Raw genomic sequence first — 20,215 nt, forward strand, 5'->3', positions numbered from 1 at the left:
TCACAGAGACCTGGGCAGGTATCGCCACGTGACAAAACCGCAAACCGCTGCGAGCAGACCAAGCGTGACGAACACCGAGCCCAGCCCGAAGAAGGCCAGCACCACCGAATAGACAAGCGGCGGCGTCAGTTCGGAAAAATCGAGATAGGTGCGGTAGACCGCCGCCATCTGCGCCCGTTCATAGGAGCGCACGGAACGCATGAAGGCGGTCGAGCCCAGCGCGTCGAGCGCTATGGTGAAGAAGGCGCCGCACAGCAGGAAGGCGCCGGTGAGCAGCGGCACGCTCTCTCCGACCGTGCCTGCCGCCAAAAGCATCGCCGACATGGCGAAATAAGCGAAAGTCATGGTGCGCCGGCCGCCAAAGCGTTTTCCGGCCTTGCCCCAGAAGATCGCCATGAAGAGCAGCGCGTTGCCCGCCGAGACCAGCAAGCCGCCGGCCAGCTTGCCCTCGCCGGTGATCACCATGAACAGCGGCCCATAGACAAAGAACGTCGTCCAGAAGCAGGAACGGCCGAAGGCGATCAGCCAGGCAAGCCTCAATCTGGGCTGCGCGACGAAGCGGCCGATATTGGCGAGCGGATTGGCCGGCCGTGTCTTGCCGGGCCGGATTGATGGGTTGTCGCCCAGTCGATACGTCCAGAACAGCGCCAAAAGCGCCAGCGCGAACACCGCCACCGCGCCATGCGCGGCGTAGATGCCGAAGCGCGTGTAGAGGAAGATGCCGAGCGTCGGCCCACCGGTCCAGGCAAACATCGACCACGCCATGCGCAGCGATTCGGCCTGCATGAAGTCGGTCTTGCGGATGTGGTCCATGATGTAGAGGTTGAGCGTGATCGAAAGCGCACTGGCGCCCATGACACGGCACAGCATGCCTGCCAATTGCCCGGCCAGCGTGTGGGTGACGAAGAACAGCGAGCCGATGGCGAGCAGGCAGGCGCCGGCGGTATAGACCCAGCGCCGGGCAAAGCGGCGGATCAGCATCGGCATGAACAAGGTCACCGAGAGGCCGAGCAGCGCCACGATGGTGTAGAGGATCGAGACGATCTGCTCATTGTGCAGGATCTCGTAGGCCTGGATCGGGATGACGCTCGACACCGTGGCGCGGGCGAAGGATTCGACCGCATAGAGCGAGGCGAAGGTGCGCGCATCCGCGGCCCTGAGGGCCGGGAGCCAGATCGGATGGCGCACATGGGTGGACATTGCTTCCCCAAAGCAGAATCACCGGCCAAATCTGCCTTGGCCGTTCCCGGACGATTAAGAGGAAACCGACGCATAGGCCGTGAAAAGCGAAGCCGGTCAACGACTTCCCGGCGCTGGCCTAAAGCGTCGCTTGATCCAACGCCCCGGCCTTCTTCTATCCGGTCCAACCGTGATAGTTCTCAGGCGGGGCTGAATCAGATCGCGAGACCATGACCATCCATACGCCGACCGCACCCGCTCCGGAGCCATCCAGGCGCATCGTCGCCATAGACATCGTGCGCGGCATCGCGCTGCTGGCCATGGCGAGCTACCATTTCACCTGGGACCTGGAATTCTTCGGCTATACCGATCCAGGCCTCACCGCCTTCGGCTGGTGGAAGGTCTACGCACGCTGCATCGCCTCGACCTTCCTGTTCCTGGTTGGCATCAGCCTCTACCTCGCGCACGGCCAGCAAATTCGCTGGAACGGTTTCTGGAAGCGTTTCGCCATGGTCGCCGGAGCGGCGATCGCCATTTCGGCGGTCACCCGTATCGCGACGCCGGATGGGTTCATCTTCTTCGGCATCCTGCACGAGATCGCGCTCGCCAGCCTGCTCGGCCTCGCCTTCCTGCGGCTGCCCGCCCTGCTGACCCTTGTCGTTGCCGCGCTGGTCATCGCCGCGCCCGTCTATCTGCGCTTCGAAGCCCTGGACCATCCCTGGCTGTGGTGGATCGGCCTGTCGGCGATCAATCCACGCTCCAACGACTATGTGCCGCTGTTTCCGTGGTTCGGCGCGGTGCTTGTCGGCATCGGGGTGGCGAAACTCGCCTCAGCCTCCGGCTTGCGAGCCCGCCTGGCGAGCCTCATGCCGGGCCGCTGGGCCAATCCGCTGGTCTTCATCGGCCGCCACAGCCTGGCTTTCTACCTGATCCACCAGCCGCTGCTGATCGGCTGCGTCTGGCTGTTCTCGCAAGTCATGCCGGCCCGGGTCGAAACCGTGCAGGTCAATTTCCTGAAAACCTGCCAGCGCTCTTGCGAGCAGACGCGCAACGCGACCTTCTGTTCGAGCTATTGCAGTTGCATGCTGACGAGACTCGAGAGCGAGGCCGCGCTTGATCGGCTCGAGAACAACGACCAGACTACGGAATTCCGAGCGCATCTGGGCGATCTGGCCGCCAGCTGCACGGGCCAGACCGAGGACAAGATGAACGAGGGAGGAACGCAATGACCGAAACCCAGCCGAAGCCCGGTGTGATACCGTGGCCTCCGGTGATCTACGTCGCGGCAATCGCCATCAGCGTCATTCTCGGACTGCTCTATCCGCTGCCCTGGATCGGCGATCTGCTGGGCGATTTGCTGTTCGCGGCCGGTTGGGTGGCGCTGTTCGCCGTCGCGGCGCTCTGGTTCACCGCCATCCGCACCATGGTCCGGGCCAGAACGACGCTCAACCCCAATGCGATGCCGGACCACCTCGTCACCACAGGCCCATTCGGCGTCACCCGCAACCCGATGTATCTCGCCAACACGCTGCTTTTGATCGGCGTCGCCTTTGTCACGGGGATCGTCTGGTTCCTGCCGCTGGCGTTTATCGCGGCCTTCGCCACGCAGAAGCTCGCCATCGAGCGTGAGGAAAAGATGCTGGCGGCGAAGTTCGGCAAGAAATACCGCGATTACGCCAAAAGGGTGCGGCGCTGGATCTGAGCGGCGTTACGTATTGACGCCGAGCTCCGCCAGCCGCTCGACGCAGGATTCCTCGGCCTGGTCGAGCTCGGCCAGCGTCTCCTCGAGATCGCGGCGCTTCTGGCGCAGATCCTCGCGCTTTTCCTCGATGCGCTTGATCATCAGCTTCAGTTGCCCGACCTCGCCCGGCGGCTCCTTGTACATCTGGATGATTTCGCGGATCTCGTTGATCGAGAAACCGAGTCGCTTTCCGCGCATGATCTGCCGGATGAGATGGCGATCGGACGGGCGAAACAGCCGCGTGCGGCCGCGCCGCACCGGCTGCACCAGCCCCTCGTCCTCGTAGAAACGCAGCGTCCGCGTCGACACGTCGAATTCGCGGGTCAGTTCGGTGATCGAGTAATATTCCCGCATCGTCGCTCCATGTCCGAACCCTGGGCAACGCCACGCGGCGCTGCCTCCCGTCCCGAACCAAACCCTTGCCCGCCGGAATCGACATGGCCCCCGCGCGAGCCTCGCACGGCATTTACGTAAAAGTCAATTGAGGCTACCTGACGCCGAACCACCAGCTTGCGAGGCCGAGGAAGGCGAAAAAGCCGACGCAGTCGGTGACGGTGGTGACGAAAACCGCCGACGCCACGGCCGGATCGATATTGAATCGGTCGAGCATGAGCGGGATCAGGATACCGGCAAGGGCGGCCGCGAACATGTTGATGATCATCGCCGCGCCGATGATCCCGCCCAGATTGGGATCACGAAACCACAGGGCGGCGACGATGCCGATCAAAACGGCAAAGACAACGCCGTTGATGAAGCCCACCCCCACTTCGCGGCGGATGATTCGGGCGGCGTTGTAGATGTCGAGATCCTTCGTCGCCAGCGCCCGCACGGTGACGGTCATGGTCTGCGAACCGGCATTGCCGCCCATGCCGGCCACGATCGGCATCAGCACGGCGAGCGCCACGATCCGCTCGATCGTGTGGTCGAACAGCCCGATCACCGATGCCGCCAGGAATGCCGTGACAAGGTTGACGAGCAGCCAGGGAACCCGGGAACGCGAGGTTGCAAACACCGTGTCGGAGAGTTCCTCGTCGCCGACGCCGCCCATGCGCAGCAGATCTTCCTCGGCTTCCTGCTGAATGACGTCGACGACATCGTCGATGGTCAGCACGCCGACCAGCCGCTCGTTCTCGTCGACGACGGCGGCCGACAAGAGGTCGTACTGCTCGAATTCGCGCGCCGCCTCTTCCTGATCCATGGTCGCCGGAATGGCGTGGCGCGTCTCATGCATGACATCCTCGACCTTGACCGCGCGCTTGGTGCGCAGGATCTGGTCGAGATCGATGGCGCCGACGAGCTTGAAGGTCGGATCGATGACGAAGATCTGGCTGAAACGGTCGGGAAGATTCTTGTCCTCACGCATGTAATCGATGGTCTGGCCGATGGTCCAGAACGGCGGCACCGCGACGAACTCCGTCTGCATGCGCCGCCCGGCGGTCTCTTCGGGATAGTCCAGCGAACGGCGCAGCCTGATCCGTTCGGTGAACGGCAGTTGAGACAGGATCTCGTCCTGGTCTTCCTTTTCGAGGTCTTCGAGAATGTAGACGGCGTCGTCGGAATCGAGTTCCTGCACCGCCTGCGCGATCTGCGCATTTGGCAGGTGATCGACGATCTCCATGCGGATCGCCTCGTCGACCTCGGTCAGAGCGGAGAAGTCGAAATCGGCGCCCAGCAGTTCGACCAGGGCGCGCCGCTGTTCGGGATGCAGCGCCTCGATCAGGTCGCCGAGTTCCGATTGGTGGAGATGGTCGACTTCATGCTTGAGGGTCGGCGTATCACGGTCGGCGATCGCGGCGCCGATCTGGGCAAGGAAGGACGAAAGGACCGCACCGTCCTCGCCATAGATATCAGCGTGGATGTCGTCGGACGCCTTGGCGGAGATCGTCTGCTTGTCCTCCAACAGCGCCTCCCGCCATTCCCGGAAAAATCGTGTCTCAGGTCTAGAGCATCGGACCTTAAAGCGGAAACCGGTTCCGCGGAAATCCTATGCATCTCACCTGCAGACGCGATTCGATTTGAGAACTTATCGCTCTAAGGCACGGAATATCAAACGAAACGCTGGTTCCGTGCCACATGGTGAGCGTATCGCCGGACGTCTGCCCTGGCGGTGCCTGCCCCATCGGCAACCAGCGAATCGCGGCTTCGGACGGCGCGACAGCCGATGTCGCTGGGGAAAGAGCACCCCGGCGCGATTGGGGCAGAATTGTCATGGTACGGGTCCAGGCCTGAAGCCTGACCTCGGAGTTTCGGCACAACCACCTCAGGACAAAAACGGCCCTTGAACAGCAAGCCCGGGAAAACGAGCAAGGCAATTGGCGACCGGCGCATGCGCATTGTCGTCGCCGAACGCAATCCATTCGTCATATCGGCGCTGCGCGAGATGCTCGAATGCGATGGCCGGTTCGACTTGTTGGGCAGCGTGCAGAGCGGCAAGCAATTCCTGGATCTGGCGGCGAAGGGTGGATTCGACGTCGCAATCATCGGCTGGAAGCTCGCCGACATGGACGGCGCGGATGTGCTGGCCGAGGTCCAGAGCCGCAAGCTCGACGTGCGCATCACCGTCTTTTCCAACGACCATGACATCGGCATCCTGAAGCAATGCGTACGGCTGGGGGCGCAGGGCTATTGTTTCCAGTTCGACGATCCGGCCATCATCTTCGACACGATCCTGGCAGTGGCGCACGGCCGCATCTGCATCCCCTATATCGACATCAACAAGGTCAACGACACGCCGCTCGCGCAGCTCACGGTGCGTGAGCGCGAGCTGCTGGCGGTGCTTTCCGACGGCTGGACCAACCTGCAGATCGCCACGCGCACCGGCATTTCCGAGAACACGGTGAAGTACCACCTGAAGAATCTCTACGACAAGCTCGACGTCCGCAACCGGGCGATGGCCGTCGCGCTCTATGCGCGCGAGAGGCGCACCCAGAAGCAGCCTTTCGGGTAGGCCAACCGGGTAGGCCCGCCCCACCCGCGCGCGGCGAGATCTTACCCGCCAAGGTGTTGTCGGCTTTAGCCGTCGAAACGAAACTCCCCCCCACCGCTTTGCTGGATCAGGAGGAGTTCGCACCATGGCCGGTTTCACCCATCTCTTCATTCCCGGACCGACCAACATCCCCGAACAGGTCCGGCAGGCGATGAACCTGCCGATGGAGGACATGCGTGCCGCGTCCTTCCCGGATCTCACTTTGCCGCTGTTCGAGGACATCAAGACAGTCTTCAAGAACGAGACCGGCCGCGTCTTCATCTACCCGTCCTCGGGCACCGGCGCCTGGGAAGCGGCGATGACCAATGTGCTCAGTCCCGGCGACCGCGTGCTGATGTCGCGCTTCGGCCAGTTCTCGCATCTATGGGTCGACATGGCCGAGCGCCTCGGCCTCGAGGTCGATGTCATCGACTGCGAATGGGGCACCGGCGTGCCGCTCGAGCTCTATGCCGAGCGGCTGAAGGCGGACAAGGCGCACCGCATCAAGGCCGTCTTCTGCACGCAGAACGAGACGGCGACCGGCGTGACCAGCGATGTTGCCGGCTGCCGCGCCGCGCTCGACGATGCCAACCACCCTGCCCTGCTCTTCGTCGACGGCGTGTCGTCGATCGGCTCGATCGATTTCCGCCAGGAGGAATGGGGCGTCGACTGCGCCGTCAGCGGCTCGCAGAAAGGTTTCATGCTGCCCGCCGGCCTCGGTTTCCTCTCCGTCAGCAAGAAGGCGCTTGTTGCTTCGCGAACCGCCACCCACCGGCGCTGCTTCTTCTCCTTCGAGGACATGATCCGCGCCAACGATGCCGGCTATTTCCCCTATACGCCGGCGACGCAGCTGTTGCGCGGCCTGCGCGCCTCGCTCGACCTGATCGCCGAGGAAGGGCTGGACAACATCTTCGCCCGCCATCATCGCCTCGCCGAAGGCGTGCGCAGGGCGGTCGACGCCTGGGGGCTGAAACTCTGCGCCAAGGCGCCGAAATGGCACTCCGATACGGTCAGCGCCATTCTGGTGCCGGAAGGCATCGACAGCGCCGACATCGTCAAGCGCGCCTACCGTACCTACCAAACGTCGCTCGGCGGTGGCCTCAACAAGGTGATGGGCAAGGTCTTCCGCATCGGCCATCTCGGCTGGCTGAACGAGGTGATGGTGCTCGCCTCGCTGTCGGCGGCCGAAATGGCGCTGCTCGATTGCAGCGTCAGGCTGGCGCCGGGCTCCGGCGTCGGCGCCGCCATCCAGCATTTCCGCGCCTCGGCCGCCGTGCCGGTCGCCGAAGCCGCCTGAAGGAGCCGACGATGAGCCACACCATCAACCATTTGAAAAAATTGCGGCTGCAGCGCAGCGAGCTGGCGGTTCCCGGCTCCAGCCCGGAAATGATCGACAAGGCGGCCAACAGCGCTGCTGATTTCGTCTTCCTCGACATCGAGGACGCGGTCGCCCCGCCCGACAAGGAACGCGCCCGCAAGAACATCATCCAGGCGCTGAACGACATCGACTGGCGCGCCAAGGGCAAGACCGTCTCGGTGCGCATCAACGGGCTGGATACGCACTACATGTACCGCGACGTGGTCGACGTCATGGAACAGGCCGGCGACCGGCTGGACACTATTCTGGTCCCGAAGGTCGGCGTGCCGGCCGATCTCTACATGGTCGAGGCCATGGTCAACCAGATCGAGATGGCCAAGGGTTTCAAGACCCGCGTCGGCCTCGAAGCGCTGATCGAGACGGCGCTCGGCATGGCCAATGTCGAGGCGATTGCCGCGTCGCCCGGCCGGCTGGAAGCCATGCATTTCGGCGTCGCCGACTATGCCGCAAGCTGCAAGGCGCGCACCGTCAACATTGGCGGCCTCAACCCCGACTATCCCGGCGACCAGTGGCATTTCGCGCTGTCGCGCATGACGGTTGCCTGCCGCGCCTACGGCCTGCGCGCCATTGACGGGCCGTTCGGCGATTTCTCCGATCCCGAGGGCTACATCGCCGGGGCCAAACGCGCCGCGGCGCTGGGCATCGAAGGCAAATGGGCGATCCACCCCTCGCAGATCGCGCTCGCCAACGACGTCTTCTCGCCGCCGGAAAAGGAGGTCGCGCGGGCCAGGCGCATCCTTGAGGTGCTCAAGGAAGCCGAGGCCCTGGGCAAAGGCGCCGCCGCCCTCGACGGCAAGATGATCGACGCCGCGTCGGAGCGCATGGCGAGGAACGTTCTGGTGGTCAACGAAGCCATCGAACGCGCCGGCCAGATCCGCGTCGCCACGCATTGAAAGTTACGGGAGGACAACAATGGATATCCACGAATATCAGGCCAAGGAACTGCTTGCCCGGCACGGCGTGCATGTGCCGCGCGGCGGGCTGGCCTACAGCCCCGAGCAGGCGACCTACAGGGCGCGCGAGATCGGCGGCGGCAAATGGGTCTTGAAGGCGCAGGTTCATTCCGGCGCCCGCGGCAAGGCCGGCGGCATCAAGCTGTGCGCCAATGACGAGGAAATCTCCAGCGCCGCCGAAGCCATGCTCGGGCGCAAGCTGGTGACGCAGCAGACCGGCCCGCGCGGCAAGCTGATCTCCAGGCTCTACCTCGAGGAGGCCGTCGATATCGCGCAGGAGCTCTATGTCGGCTTCGTGCTCGATCGCAAGGAAGAGCGCGTCATGATCGTGGCCTCGGCCGCCGGCGGCATGGAGATCGAGGACATCGTCGAGAAGGCCCCCGATTCCATCCTGCGCACCACGGTCGATCCCGGCGTCGGCATGCAGCGTTTCCAGGCCCGCGAGATCGCCTTTGGGCTCGGCCTCGACCACGACCTGATCGGCAAGGCCACCGAGACCATCTTCAGCTGCTACCAGGTGTTCCGCGACTACGACGCCTCGATGCTCGAGATCAATCCGCTGGTGGTGACCCGCGACGGCAATCTGGTGGCGCTCGACGCCAAGATGTCGTTCGACGAGAACGCCCTGTTCCGGCGGCCGGAAATCTCCGAACTGCGCGACAAGAGCCAGGAAGACCCGCGCGAAACCTTCGCCAGTGACCGTGGCCTCTCCTATGTCGGCCTGGACGGCAATATAGGCTGCATCATCAACGGCGCCGGTCTCGCCATGGCGACGATGGACATGATCAAGATCGCCGGCGGCGAGCCGGCCAACTTCCTCGACATTGGTGGCGGCGCCTCGCCCGAGCGGGTGGCGAAATCGTTCCGGGCCGTGCTCGGCGACAAGAATGTCGAGACCATCCTGGTCAACATCTTCGCCGGCATCAACCGCTGCGACTGGGTCGCCGAAGGCGTCGTCAAGGCGATCCGCGAGGTCGGCGTCACCGTGCCGCTGGTGGTGCGGCTCTCCGGCACCAAGGCCGAGGAAGGGCGCCGCATCCTGGCCGATTCCGGCGAGGCGGTGATCGTCGCCGACACGCTGGCCGAAGCCGCCGAAAAAGCCGTCGCCGCCTGGCGCGCGGCCGCCAAGAAAAAAGCAGCCTGAGGGAGGTCGAGAAAATGGCAATCCTGCTCAACCGCAGCACCCGCGTCATCGTCCAGGGTTTCACCGGCAAGATCGGCAGCTTCCATGCCGAGGACATGAAACGCTACGGCACCAAGCTGGTCGGCGGCGTCACCCCCGGCAAGGGCGGCCAGACGCATCTCGGCCTGCCCGTCTTCAACACGGTCAAGGGCGCGGTGCGCGAGACCCGCGCGGAGGCGAGCATCGTCTTCGTGCCGCCGCCCTTCGCCGCCGATTCGATCATGGAAGCCGCGGATGCCGGCATAAAACTCTGCGTCTGCATCACCGACGGCATCCCCTCGCAGGACATGATGCAGGTCAAGCGCTACATGCGCCGCTACCGCTACGAGGACCGCATGCGGCTGATCGGCCCGAACTGCGCCGGCATGATTACCCCTGGACAGGCGCTGATGGGCATCATGCCCGGCAACATCTACCTGCCCGGCCGCGTCGGCATTGTCGGCCGCTCCGGCACGCTCGGCTACGAGGCGGCCTCGCAGATGAAGGCGCTCGGCATCGGCGTGTCGACCAGCGTCGGCATCGGCGGCGACCCGATCAACGGCTCCTCCTTCAAGGACATGCTGAAACTGTTCGAGCAGGACGAGGAGACCGACGCCGTGGTGATGATCGGCGAGATCGGCGGACCGCAAGAGGCGGAAGCCGCGATTTGGGCGCGCGACAACATGCGCAAGCCCCTGATCGCCTACATCGCCGGCCTCTCCGCCCCGAAAGGCCGCCGCATGGGCCACGCCGGCGCCATCATCTCGGCCTTCGGCGAGTCGGCGCAGGAGAAGGTCGAGATCCTGAAGGAGGCAGGCGTCATTATCGTACCGACGCCCTCATCGTTTGGCGAGGTGGTGGCGGATACGCTGGCACGGATGAAGAAGGCGGCGTGAGAGCCGCGCCTCTCCACGCAGGCCGCCCTCACATACGCTAGCGCGAGCCTCCGGGCCATAGGGAGAGTCGGCGATCATCCTTGCCGGGCGCCGCTCTCCGAGAATTTGAAACCTCCAGCGCTGTGCCGGGCGTGCCAAGCCCCAGCGGCAGCAGCGCCGATGCTATGGCATGGCCAAACGCGTGGGACTAACCTGCCGCCTGAAGCGTCACCATGAGCTTAGTTTGCGCATTCGCGTAGCAAGGTTGTGATTTTCGCATCAAGATTGCGAGCGACGAACGCGCATCCGCACGATGATCGAAAACCGCACCCGCATGCTGCGCAGCGTCAGTCATGATCTGCGCACGCCGTTGACGCGGCTGCGGCTTCGCGCCGAGCGCATGGATGACGGCCCCGTTCGAACCGCCATATTGTCCGACGTCCGGCACATCGAAGATCTGATCGACGAGACCCTGACCTGCCTGCGCAACGACGTCTCGACGGAAACGCTGCAGCGGGCCGACATAGCCAGCGTGCTGCAGACCGTCTGCGCCGAATTCTCCGACGTCGGGTTTTCGGTTTCCTATTCCGGGCCGGACAGGCTTCTGATCTGCCGAATGGGCCCGAGGTCCGGCCCTTATAGGAGGGACGGCGCCCTACTCAGGGTCTAATGATCCCGGATTGCCGAAGGTATCTTAAGGCGTCCGAAGGCTTGCTTCAGGAAATTTTGGTGCGGTCGAGAAGACTCGAACTTCCACGGGTTGCCCCACAGCGACCTCAACGCTGCGCGTCTACCAATTCCGCCACGACCGCACGTGGTAGGAGCCGGAACCGACCGGCTCGCGGCGTGTAGCAAATCGTTTCCGGCGAAACAAGTGCGCGATGCGCAATAATCTCAACCGATTGGCATATCGGTCCACCGGATCAGAATGAGCATGCGGAACTGGACGTTTGCGCCCGATATCGCCATATGGAAGGCGGATGCATGTTGCCCAAAAGTGCGAGGCGGTTTTGGGATCGCATGCGTGAACAAAAACGAAGACCCCATGACAGAACGCAGCCAGATCGCCACGTCGTTCCTGCCGCTTCCCGGTTCGGCGCCGGTCGAGTGGCGCATCGAGCCCGGCCTTACCGTCTACCCCGATGCGCTGGCCTTCATGGAAGCGCGGGCCGAGGCGATCCGCAGCGGCGCCGCCGGCGAAATGGTCTGGCTGGTCGAGCATCCGCCGCTCTACACCGCAGGCACCAGCGCCCGCATCGAGGACCTGATCGAGCCCGATCGCTTTCCGGTCTTTGCCGCCGGGCGTGGCGGCGAATATACCTATCATGGGCCAGGCCAGCGGGTCGCCTATGTCATGCTCGACCTGAAACGGCGGCGCGAGGATGTGCGCGCTTTCGTTGCCGCGCTCGAACAGTGGATCATCGGCACGCTCGCCGCCTTCAACGTGCGCGGCGAACGACGAGAGGACCGGGTTGGCGTCTGGGTCGTGCGGCCCGATCGCCCTGCCCTGCCGGACGGGTCGCCGGCGGAGGACAAGATCGCGGCAATCGGCATAAGGCTGCGGCGCTGGGTGAGCTTTCACGGCATCGCCATCAATGTCGAACCGGAGCTCGAGCATTTCGGCGGCATCGTGCCGTGCGGGGTTCAGGACCACGGGGTCACCAGCCTCGTCGACCTCGGCCTGCCCGTCGGCATGGCCGATCTGGATCTGGCGCTGAAATCAGCCTTCGAGGATGTTTTTGGTCCCGTGGCGGCTTTGCCGGCCGAGGCTGCCCGCAAGGCGGGTTGACCCTTTCGGGCCCAACCAGTTCAGAGCAACTGCGCCGACGCCCACAGAACGCCGCAGCCATGGATGACGAACACCGCCAGCAGCGCGCCGGCGATGGCGAAGCGGTCGACGGTACGGATAGGCTTCAGCTCGTAACGCGGCTTTACCCCGCTGCCCATCGTCAGCAGGCTGAGGATTGAAAAGACCGCTCCGGTCGCCAGCAGGAAGCCGGAGGAAAAGCCGGCCTGCCAGCCCACCACCAGGAACGCCGAGAGCAGGAAGAACGAGGCCAGCGCCAGCGCGACCGGCCCCGGGCAGATCTGGCGCAGGACCTGGCCGCCGTCGAACTTCCACACCGGCACCAGATTGGCGATGTTGAACAGGGCCGCACAGCCTGCCAGCGCCGCCAGCAGCGCTGCCGCGCCCTTATGCCCCTCGCCGCCGGCCAGCGCACTGGCGGCGATGACGATCGGCACCAGGAAGGCGGAAAAACCCGCCCCCATCAGCGCCACGAAGGCCACTTCGAAACGGCTGTTGTAGGGCCGGCCGCCAATGGCGATGCCGCCGAGCAGCGGGATGAAGATCATCCGCGCCTTGCGGTGGCCCATCAGCCGGAATGCCGCCATGTGGCCGAGTTCGTGCAGGGCCACGACGGACGTCAGGATGGCGGCCAGCGCCAGCCCGCCGAGATGGAGGCCGAAGAACGGCCACAGGATCAGTGCCGACAGCACGGCAAAGCCGACCTGGCTCAGCGGATGCTCGAACCAGCCGCCCTTGCGGTACTGTCCGGTCATCGCCCAACGTTGCAGCTTGTTCAGTTCGCGGCGCATGGCGAAGTAGCGGAACACCAGAAAGGCAACGCCGCGGTAACGATCCGTCCGGCCAAGCGTCACCTTCGTGCCGCTGCCTTCGGAAACCAGCTCTACCGTTTCGCGATAGTCTTTCCAGAACGAGGCATCGAGCGCGGTATCCTCGAGCACGCGCATCGAGAAGCGGCTGCCCTCGACGACATCGTCAAACCGCGCCCTGCGCTCGATCGGCTCGCCGTCGCGGCCTTCCCACGACAGCATGATGCGGGACACACCTTCCGCGTCCAGCGGCTCGGCCGACAGGATCTCGCCGGACCAGCCGGCATCGCTGCCAAGCGGCCACAGCGCCTGCCACAGGCTCTGGCGGTCCATCGCAATCACGCGGCTGACCCTGACCGTGCGCGAACCAAGCGGCACGGTCATCAAGAGAAAGATCAGCCCGAGATTGCTGGCCACCAGAATGGCCGTGACGATGGGCGACACCTGAATGTTGCTCCCTGCCTGAGTGGCGCACCTTAGCGCGGCGGCGGCAAGAAAGGCTTAACGGGGAAGCGGGTTTTCCCCCGCCAGGAACGTCGGCGGCGAAAGCCGCCACATCACATGGCGCCGATCCAGATCGCCATGGAAATGAGGAAAGTGCTCATGCAAACCAGTGAGATGACATCCTGAACCAGATCGGTCATAACTCTCTCCTGTTGTTGATATGTTCGCAATTTGTTCTAATTTTGTTTCAATGTCAACGCGCAGAATCCGGCCTCGCCCAGAATCTCCGGGCGATCAGATTGGCAGGGTTAAGGAAAGGTTGACGGCGCGGCGCTTATCAACAGGCCACGACAATGCGTGACGACAGGCCCTCGGCTGGGTTCGAAAAACCTGATGAAATTCGGTCGAACCTATCTTCGCTGAATCGCCGCTAGATCTGTCGATGTTCTGGTCCGTTCACCTGAATGTCGGCACAGCCTTAAAGCGGCACGACCTTGCCGTCGGCGAGCGTGACGCGCCGATCCATGCGCGATGCCAGCTCGTGATTGTGGGTGGCGATCAGTGCAGCAAGGCCCGATTGCTTGACCAGCGCGCCCAGCGCTTCGAAGACATAGGAGGCGGTGACCGGGTCGAGATTGCCGGTCGGCTCGTCAGCCAGCAGCACCAGCGGGGCGTTGGCGACGGCGCGGGCAATGGCGACGCGCTGCTGTTCGCCGCCCGAGAGTTCGGACGGCCGGTGCGAGGCGCGCTTGCCGATCTGCATATAGTCGAGCAGTTGCGCGGCGCGCTCGGCCGCTTCCTTGCGTGGCAGACCCTTGATCAGTTGCGGCATCATGATGTTTTCCAGCGCGGAAAACTCCGGCAGCAGATGATGGAACTGGTAGACGAAGCCGACATCGTTGCGGCGGATCGCTGTGCGTTCGTCGTCGGAGAGCCGCCCGCAGGCGCGGCCGGCCAGGATCACATCGCCGGCATCGGGGCGTTCCAGCAGGCCGGCCGTGTGCAGCAGCGTCGACTTGCCGGTGCCCGAGGGAGCAACCAGCGCCACCATCTCGCCGCGCTTCAGCGAGAAATCGGCGCCGTTCAAAATGGTGAGCTTGCGCGGCCCCTGGACATAGTGCCGCTCGACGCTCTTCAGCTCGATAATGACCTCGGCCACTACTCGTACCTCAAGGCTTCGACCGGATCGAGGCGAGCCGCCCGCCATGCCGGAAACACGGTTGCCAGGAAGGACAGCCCAAGCGCCATGATGATGACATAGGTCGTCTCGCGTGGATCCATCTTCGCCGGCAGTTGGCTGAGGAAATAGAGTTCCGGGTTGAACAGCACCTTGCCCGTCATCCAGGAGAAGAACTGGCGGATCGATTCGATGTTGGTGCAGATGACGACGCCGAGCAGCACGCCGGCGAGCGTGCCGGTGACGCCGATCGCCGCCCCCGTCATCAGGAAGATGCGCAGGATGGCGCCGCGCGTGGCGCCCATGGTGCGCAGGATGGCAATGTCATGCCCCTTGTCTTTCACCAGCATGATAAGTCCCGAAATGATGTTGAGCGCCGCCACCAGCACGATCAGCGTCAGGATCATGAACATGACGTTGCGCTCGACCTGCAGGGCGGAAAAGAAGGTCTCGTTGCGCTGGCGCCAGTCAACCATCTCGATGGGCCGTTGCGCCGCCTCTTCGACCTTCGGTTTCAGCGCGTCGACATTGTCGGGATTGTCGACATAGATCTCGATTGTCTGCGCGCGGCCATCCATGTTGAAATAGAGCTGCGCTTCGGAGAAAGGCATGTAGACGATGGACGTGTCATATTCCGACATGCCGACTTCGAAGATCGCCGCGATCTTGTAGCCTTTCATGCGCGGCGTCGTGCCGATCGGCGTCACGTCGCCGTCGGGCGAGATGAGCGTAATGGTGTCGCCCAGCGTCAGGCCGAGATTCTCGGCCATGCGCTTGCCGATGGCAACGCCCTCGCCCGAATCGAAACCGGCGAGCGAACCCTGCTTGATGTTGTTGGCGACAATGGCGATCTTGCCGAGATCTTCGCCGCGTATGCCGCGCACCAGCGCGCCGGTGCCGCCGCCGACATTGCCTTGCGCCAGCACCTGGCCGTCGATCAGCGGAATGGCGTATTTGACGCCGGGCACGCCGTTGATGCGGCCGGCGACCTGGGCGTAGTCCTCAAGCGGCGAATCGAGCGGCTGCACGATCAGATGGCCGTTGACGCCAAGGATGCGCGTCAGGAGTTCGGCGCGGAATCCGTTCATCACGGCCATGACGACGATCAACGTCGCCACCCCCAGCATGATGCCGAGGAAGGAGATCGAGGCGATGACCGAGATCACCGTCTCCTTGCGCCGCGAGCGCAAATAGCGCCAGGCAACCGTGCGCTCGAAGAAGGAGAACGGGCCGGCGCCCGCCGATCTTGCCGCCGCCGCCTCGCTCATGCGGCGACACCGAAGCGTTTTTTCGCATCGGCGATCGGCAGCGTCTCGCGCTCGCCGGTCCTGCGATTCTTGATCTCGACCTCGCCGGCGGCCACGCCGCGCGGTCCGACGATCACCTGCCAGGGCAGACCGATCAGGTCCGCGGTGGCGAACTTGCCGCCCGGCCGCTGGTCCGTGTCGTCGTAGAGCACATCCTTGCCGGCGGCGGTGAAGGCGGCATTCAGCTCTTCGCTGACACGGTCGCAGTCCGCGTCGCCCACCTTCATGTTGATCAGGCCGATGTCGAACGGCGCCACGGCGTCGGGCCAGATGATGCCGTTCTCGTCATGGCTGGCTTCGATGATCGCCGCGACCAGCCGCGACGGGCCGATGCCGTAGGAGCCGCCGGAAGCGAAATGGTCCTTGCCGTCCGGGCCGGTCACCTTGGCGCCCATCGGCTTGGAATACTTTTCGCCGAAATGGAAGATGTGGCCGACCTCGATGCCGCGTGCCGAAACCTTGTCGCTCTCGGGGACCTTTTTCCAGGCGGCTTCGTCATGCATCTCGTCGGTGGCGGCGTAGGGCGTCGTCCACGTCTTGACGATGTCTGATATCTCGCCGTCATTGGCGAAATCGGTGTCGGCGCCTGGCACGGCAAGCGAAAGATAGTCGCGATGGCAGAAAACCTGGCTTTCGCCGGTATCCGCCAGGATGATGAATTCATGGCTGAGGTCGCCGCCGATCGGCCCGGTGTCGGCGCGCATCGGAATCGCCTGCAGGCCCATGCGCGTAAACGTCCTGAGGTAGGAGACGAACATCCTGTTATAGGCAGCCCTCGCGCCCTCGAAGTCGAGGTCGAAGGAATAGGCGTCCTTCATCAGGAACTCGCGCGAACGCATGACGCCGAAGCGCGGCCGCACCTCGTCGCGGAATTTCCACTGGATGTGGTAGAGGTTGAGCGGCAAATCCTTGTAGGACTTCACATAGGCGCGGAAAATCTCGGTGACCATTTCCTCGTTGGTCGGGCCGTAGAGCATGTCGCGGTCCTGGCGGTCCTTGATGCGCAGCATCTCCTTGCCATAGTCATTGTAGCGGCCGCTTTCGCGCCACAGATCGGCCGACTGGATGGTCGGCATCAGGATCTCCAGCGCGCCGGCGCGGTTCTGCTCCTCGCGGATGATCTGGCAGACCTTGTCCAACACCCGCTTGCCGAGCGGCAGCCAGGAAAAACTGCCCTGCCCCTGCTGGCGGATCATGCCGGCACGCAGCATCAGCCGGTGCGAGACGATCTCGGCCTCACGCGGATTTTCTTTGAGGATAGGCAGGAAATAGCGCGACAAACGCATGGACTGGTCCGTGAATGAGAACGGCCACGCCAGAATCGGCGCGACGCAGGCTTGCTTGCCCCGGCTTCATAGCCATTTCATGACGGAATGGAAACCCGGGCATGACGGCACACCAGCGCGCTACGGCCCGGAATCCTCCGGTTTCCGGACCAGGCCGTGCCGGCGTTGGGCGTGCCGAACCTCTTCGGTTTTGGCCATCAATTCTTTGCGCGCGTCAATCCGGAACATGCCGCAAAGGCTCCGTCGAGCCTTGCTGGTCGTTTCCCAAGCAAAGCATGCCATACTATTGTGCAGTGCAGCACGAAAATGCCTGTTTCGAGGCAAAATTCTTCGTGACATTTTCATTCGGCTTAGGCTAGTGTCTCGCGATAACCGAGAGGGCGGAGAAAAATCTGCTCTCCTACGCGGTCAAAGTCTTGGGAGGATGCGATCTAGGCGCGGTTACTCGCTGCCGCCGGAAACCGGAAACAGATCGGACGCGTTTAATTGCAAGGCCTCGTGCCTTGCATTTTTTTTGTGCAATGATCTGGCTAGCGCGGCGTGCTGCAAGGTCTCATGACCCAGCGTCAGCAAGCGGTCAGCTGTGAAATATGGCGGCATCTCGCGCCAGTGGCGCATCGGCGTCGTCGCGGCACTCTTGCCGGGCGATCTATTTCGCCGGGGTCTGGCCGAAATCCGGCACGATATGCGGGATGTCGTTGAGGCTGTAGCCGAGCCCGTGCGTCAGCCCATAGAAAATGCCCATGAGGATCGCCGTGGCGATGGTGGTGCGGATCACCGCGCGCAGCATGTGCGGCCCGCGCGGCGCGCTTGGAACCGTGCCCAGCGTCACGTCATGATCGTCGTCCTGCGTCCTGACGCTGAACGGCAGTACGGCGAACAGCACCACCCACCAGGTCGCGAAAAACAGGGCGGTGAACGAAACCCAGCTCATGATTGCTCCAGTTCGATCAGCGTGCCGAAGAAATCCTTCGGATGCAGGAACAGCACCGGCTTGCCATGCGCGCCGGTTTTCGGATTGCCGTCGCCCAGCACGCGCGCGCCGGCGGCCTTGAGCTGGTCGCGCGCGACCAGGATGTCGTCGACCTCGTAGCAGAGATGATGCATGCCGCCTGACGGGTTCTTCACCAGGAACGTGGCGATGGGCGAGCCCTCGCCCAGCGGTTCCAGCAATTCGATCTTGGTGTTGCCGACATTGACGAACACCACCGTGACGCCATGCTCCGGCAAAGCGTGCGGCTCCGTCACTTCGGCGCCAAGCGTGTTGCGGTAGGCGGCAACGGCGGCGGCCAGATCCGGCACCGCAAGCGCGACATGGTTGAGGCGTCCAAGCATGGAATGCTCCGTATCAGGGCAGTATGGCAATAAGGCAGTACGGCAACAGGGGAAGACGGATTAGAGTGATCGCATGCCTACTGCTCTACTGCCCTACACCCCTCATCTGGTGACAAACACCGTCACCAGCGGCTTCTTGCCCCAGGCTTCATTGGCGGCGCCACGCACGGCGCGCCGCACCGCTTCCTGAACCAGGTCGAGATCCTTGCGCCGCTGGCGGGGAATCGAATCCACCGCACCCACGGCCGCATCGATCATCAAATCCTCCAGCGTCTCGCCGCTGGCGTCGGCCTCGGCGACGCCGATGGCGACCAGATCCGGATCGCCGGCCAGTTCGTATTTGTCGTCGAGCACGACATTGACCGCGACATGGCCGGCAAAGGACAGTTTGCGCCGGTCGCGAATGCCCATTGCCTGGTCGGTGCCGATCAGATTGCCGTCCTTGTAGATGCGGCCGAACGGCACCTGGTCGATAATGGTGGCGGGGCCGGGAGCGAGCCGCAGCATGTCGCCGTCGCGCACCTGCGCCACCTGGCCGATGCCGGAGGTCGACATCAGCGAGCCCTGCGCCACCAGATGCGCCGCCTCGCCATGCACGGGAACGCCGATCCGCGGGCGCACCCATTCATACATCTTGCGCAACTCGCTGCGCCGGGGATGGCCGGAGACATGCACCAGCGCGTCGCCGTCCTCGATGATCTTGATGCCGAGGTCGATCAGGCGGTTCTTGATCTCGAGGATCGCCTTCTCATTGCCAGGGATGGTGCGCGAGGAGAACACCACCGTATCGCCCGCCGTCAGCGACACCGATTTCATCTCGTCGCGCGACAGTTTCGCCAGCGCCGCCAGCGGCTCGCCCTGGCTGCCGGTGCAGATGATGACCAGGTTTTCGCGCGGGATGAAGCCGAAATCCTCCTCGGCAATGAATTCCGGCAGGCCGTCCATATAGCCAAGCTCGTCCGCCACATCGATGACGCGCTTCAGCGAGCGGCCGAGCACCAGGCACTGGCGGCCGGCATCGCGCGCCGCCTTGGCGATGGAGACGATACGCCCGACATTGGAGGAGAAGGTCGTCACGGCGACCCGGCCGACGGCACTCTGGATGACGCCCTTGAGCCCCTCGCCAACCGCCACTTCCGACGGCGATTCCCCTTCCCGCAGCGCATTGGTCGAATCGCAGATCAGCGCCAGCACGCCCCTGTCGCCATAGGCACGGAAGCGCGCCTCGTCGGTCTTCGGCCCGATCGTCGGTTCCGGATCGATCTTCCAGTCGCCGGTGTGGATGACGGTGCCGGCCGGCGTGGTGATGGCCAGCGACATCGGCTCGGGGATCGAGTGCGCCACCGGGATGGCTTCGATCTCGAAGGGGCCGACGGTGAATTTCTCGCCGGCCCGGTAGATCGTCAGCGGAATCTTCGGCGCCCCCTGCTCGCCCTGCCGCTTGGCTTCCAGCAGCCCGGCGCTGAACGGCGTCATCCACACCGGGGCCCTCAGCCTCGGCCAGATGTCGAGCAGCGCGCCATAATGGTCCTCATGCGCGTGGGTGATGATGATGCCGCGCAGATTGGCGAGGTTTTCCTCGATGAAGCGCGTGTCGGGCAGGATCAGGTCGACGCCCGGATGCGCCGCATCGGGAAAGGTGACGCCGACATCGATGACGATCCATTCGCGCGCGCTCGGCGGGCCGTAGCCGTAGAGGGCGAAGTTCATGCCGATCTCGCCGACGCCGCCGAGCGGCACGAAGACGAGTTCGGCGTTTTCCGCTTTCGCCATGATTTTTCCCTTCCTGGCCCTCAG

18 protein-coding genes, 1 tRNA gene and 1 pseudogene are annotated in these 20,215 nt (G+C 63.9%); 9 read left to right on the top strand and 11 right to left on the bottom strand.

Annotated elements, in window-relative coordinates; all coding sequences use genetic code 11:
* Positions 1-1,200: an MFS transporter gene (locus FJ546_RS10970; RefSeq protein ID WP_140889353.1), complete on the bottom strand. Its 1,200-nt coding sequence runs from the start codon at positions 1,198-1,200 to the stop codon at positions 1-3.
* A 209-nt stretch (positions 1,201-1,409) separates the two neighbouring features.
* Between FJ546_RS10970 and FJ546_RS10975 the strand changes: the two genes are divergently transcribed.
* Positions 1,410-2,408 (top strand): DUF1624 domain-containing protein, encoded by a 999-nt coding sequence (locus FJ546_RS10975; protein WP_140889354.1) that lies wholly within the window; start codon positions 1,410-1,412, stop codon positions 2,406-2,408.
* Positions 2,405-2,881 carry an isoprenylcysteine carboxylmethyltransferase family protein gene (locus FJ546_RS10980; protein ID WP_140889355.1) on the top strand — a complete coding sequence of 159 codons (477 nt, stop codon included), beginning with the start codon at positions 2,405-2,407 and terminating at the stop codon, positions 2,879-2,881. Before FJ546_RS10975 ends, FJ546_RS10980 begins: the two co-directional genes overlap by 4 nt.
* A gap of 6 nt (positions 2,882-2,887) precedes the next feature.
* Here FJ546_RS10980 and FJ546_RS10985 read toward each other — a convergent pair whose 3' ends face one another.
* Both FJ546_RS10985 and mgtE read right to left on the bottom strand, forming a co-directional pair.
* On the bottom strand, positions 2,888-3,274 hold the full coding sequence (locus FJ546_RS10985; RefSeq protein ID WP_127853732.1) for a MerR family DNA-binding transcriptional regulator: 387 nt from the start codon (positions 3,272-3,274) through the stop codon (positions 2,888-2,890).
* A 133-nt stretch (positions 3,275-3,407) separates the two neighbouring features.
* Positions 3,408-4,820: a magnesium transporter gene (mgtE, locus tag FJ546_RS10990; RefSeq protein ID WP_140889356.1), complete on the bottom strand. Its 1,413-nt coding sequence runs from the start codon at positions 4,818-4,820 to the stop codon at positions 3,408-3,410.
* 426 nt (positions 4,821-5,246) lie between these two features.
* Between mgtE and FJ546_RS10995 the strand changes: the two genes are divergently transcribed.
* The 6 genes and pseudogenes from FJ546_RS10995 to FJ546_RS11020 all read left to right on the top strand — a co-directional run.
* A complete protein-coding gene (locus FJ546_RS10995) occupies positions 5,247-5,867 on the top strand; it encodes a response regulator transcription factor (RefSeq protein ID WP_095773001.1) in 621 nt (206 codons plus the stop codon).
* A gap of 124 nt (positions 5,868-5,991) precedes the next feature.
* On the top strand, positions 5,992-7,182 hold the full coding sequence (locus FJ546_RS11000) for an aminotransferase class V-fold PLP-dependent enzyme (protein WP_140889357.1): 1,191 nt from the start codon (positions 5,992-5,994) through the stop codon (positions 7,180-7,182).
* Positions 7,183-7,193: 11 nt separating this feature from the next.
* On the top strand, positions 7,194-8,156 hold the full coding sequence (locus tag FJ546_RS11005; RefSeq protein ID WP_140889358.1) for a CoA ester lyase: 963 nt from the start codon (positions 7,194-7,196) through the stop codon (positions 8,154-8,156).
* Between the two features lie 19 nt (positions 8,157-8,175).
* Positions 8,176-9,360: a malate--CoA ligase subunit beta gene (locus FJ546_RS11010; RefSeq protein WP_095773004.1), complete on the top strand. Its 1,185-nt coding sequence runs from the start codon at positions 8,176-8,178 to the stop codon at positions 9,358-9,360.
* A gap of 14 nt (positions 9,361-9,374) precedes the next feature.
* Positions 9,375-10,274 carry a succinate--CoA ligase subunit alpha gene (gene sucD / locus FJ546_RS11015; protein WP_140889359.1) on the top strand — a complete coding sequence of 300 codons (900 nt, stop codon included), beginning with the start codon at positions 9,375-9,377 and terminating at the stop codon, positions 10,272-10,274.
* Between the two features lie 274 nt (positions 10,275-10,548).
* Positions 10,549-10,860, top strand: a pseudogene (locus tag FJ546_RS11020) (histidine kinase dimerization/phospho-acceptor domain-containing protein); the annotation flags it as partial.
* Between the two features lie 120 nt (positions 10,861-10,980).
* Here the strand turns inward: FJ546_RS11020 and FJ546_RS11025 are convergent.
* Positions 10,981-11,065 (bottom strand) — tRNA-Leu (locus tag FJ546_RS11025).
* 233 nt (positions 11,066-11,298) lie between these two features.
* On the opposite strand from FJ546_RS11025, the gene lipB reads away from it, so the two are divergent.
* Positions 11,299-12,042: a lipoyl(octanoyl) transferase LipB gene (lipB, locus tag FJ546_RS11030; RefSeq protein WP_140889360.1), complete on the top strand. Its 744-nt coding sequence runs from the start codon at positions 11,299-11,301 to the stop codon at positions 12,040-12,042.
* A gap of 20 nt (positions 12,043-12,062) precedes the next feature.
* On the opposite strand, the gene FJ546_RS11035 is transcribed toward lipB, so the two are convergent.
* From FJ546_RS11035 to FJ546_RS11065, 7 genes are all read right to left on the bottom strand, one after another.
* The gene (locus tag FJ546_RS11035) at positions 12,063-13,313 is read right to left on the bottom strand and encodes a site-2 protease family protein (protein WP_140889361.1); all 1,251 of its coding nucleotides are present in this window, start codon (positions 13,311-13,313) and stop codon (positions 12,063-12,065) included.
* A gap of 478 nt (positions 13,314-13,791) precedes the next feature.
* A complete protein-coding gene (locus FJ546_RS11040) occupies positions 13,792-14,520 on the bottom strand; it encodes an ABC transporter ATP-binding protein (RefSeq protein ID WP_010910090.1) in 729 nt (242 codons plus the stop codon).
* Positions 14,472-15,758, bottom strand: coding sequence for a lipoprotein-releasing ABC transporter permease subunit (locus FJ546_RS11045; RefSeq protein ID WP_140889362.1), 1,287 nt, complete (start codon positions 15,756-15,758; stop codon positions 14,472-14,474). Before FJ546_RS11045 ends, FJ546_RS11040 begins: the two co-directional genes overlap by 49 nt.
* Complete coding sequence (gene proS / locus FJ546_RS11050) at positions 15,755-17,083, bottom strand: proline--tRNA ligase (protein WP_140889363.1); 1,329 nt, start codon at positions 17,081-17,083, stop codon at positions 15,755-15,757. The genes FJ546_RS11045 and proS overlap by 4 nt, the downstream gene beginning before the upstream one ends.
* A gap of 649 nt (positions 17,084-17,732) precedes the next feature.
* On the bottom strand, positions 17,733-18,017 hold the full coding sequence (locus FJ546_RS11055; protein WP_010910093.1) for a DUF1467 family protein: 285 nt from the start codon (positions 18,015-18,017) through the stop codon (positions 17,733-17,735).
* Positions 18,014-18,418 carry a methylmalonyl-CoA epimerase gene (mce, locus tag FJ546_RS11060; RefSeq protein ID WP_140889364.1) on the bottom strand — a complete coding sequence of 135 codons (405 nt, stop codon included), beginning with the start codon at positions 18,416-18,418 and terminating at the stop codon, positions 18,014-18,016. The genes FJ546_RS11055 and mce overlap by 4 nt, the downstream gene beginning before the upstream one ends.
* Positions 18,419-18,520: 102 nt before the next feature.
* Entirely contained in the window at positions 18,521-20,191 is a 1,671-nt protein-coding gene (locus FJ546_RS11065) for a ribonuclease J (RefSeq protein ID WP_140889365.1), read from the bottom strand.
* Between the last annotated feature and the right edge of the window lie 24 nt (positions 20,192-20,215).

It is taken from the genome of Mesorhizobium sp. B2-4-19 (assembly GCF_006441315.1).
GTDB lineage: Bacteria > Pseudomonadota > Alphaproteobacteria > Rhizobiales > Rhizobiaceae > Mesorhizobium.

Coding starts and splice junctions, on each gene's coding strand:
- FJ546_RS11000 (WP_140889357.1), top strand. CDS start 5,992: ATGGCCGGTTTCACCCATCTCTTCATTCCCGGACCGACCAACATCCCC.
- FJ546_RS10970 (WP_140889353.1), bottom strand. CDS start 1,200: ATGTCCACCCATGTGCGCCATCCGATCTGGCTCCCGGCCCTCAGGGCC.
- FJ546_RS10995 (WP_095773001.1), top strand. CDS start 5,247: ATGCGCATTGTCGTCGCCGAACGCAATCCATTCGTCATATCGGCGCTG.
- FJ546_RS11065 (WP_140889365.1), bottom strand. CDS start 20,191: ATGGCGAAAGCGGAAAACGCCGAACTCGTCTTCGTGCCGCTCGGCGGC.
- FJ546_RS10985 (WP_127853732.1), bottom strand. CDS start 3,274: ATGCGGGAATATTACTCGATCACCGAACTGACCCGCGAATTCGACGTG.
- FJ546_RS11040 (WP_010910090.1), bottom strand. CDS start 14,520: ATGGCGGGCGGCTCGCCTCGATCCGGTCGAAGCCTTGAGGTACGAGTA.
- FJ546_RS10980 (WP_140889355.1), top strand. CDS start 2,405: ATGACCGAAACCCAGCCGAAGCCCGGTGTGATACCGTGGCCTCCGGTG.
- FJ546_RS10975 (WP_140889354.1), top strand. CDS start 1,410: ATGACCATCCATACGCCGACCGCACCCGCTCCGGAGCCATCCAGGCGC.
- FJ546_RS11010 (WP_095773004.1), top strand. CDS start 8,176: ATGGATATCCACGAATATCAGGCCAAGGAACTGCTTGCCCGGCACGGC.
- FJ546_RS11005 (WP_140889358.1), top strand. CDS start 7,194: ATGAGCCACACCATCAACCATTTGAAAAAATTGCGGCTGCAGCGCAGC.
- proS (WP_140889363.1), bottom strand. CDS start 17,083: ATGCGTTTGTCGCGCTATTTCCTGCCTATCCTCAAAGAAAATCCGCGT.
- FJ546_RS11045 (WP_140889362.1), bottom strand. CDS start 15,758: ATGAGCGAGGCGGCGGCGGCAAGATCGGCGGGCGCCGGCCCGTTCTCC.
- sucD (WP_140889359.1), top strand. CDS start 9,375: ATGGCAATCCTGCTCAACCGCAGCACCCGCGTCATCGTCCAGGGTTTC.
- lipB (WP_140889360.1), top strand. CDS start 11,299: ATGACAGAACGCAGCCAGATCGCCACGTCGTTCCTGCCGCTTCCCGGT.
- mce (WP_140889364.1), bottom strand. CDS start 18,418: ATGCTTGGACGCCTCAACCATGTCGCGCTTGCGGTGCCGGATCTGGCC.
- FJ546_RS11055 (WP_010910093.1), bottom strand. CDS start 18,017: ATGAGCTGGGTTTCGTTCACCGCCCTGTTTTTCGCGACCTGGTGGGTG.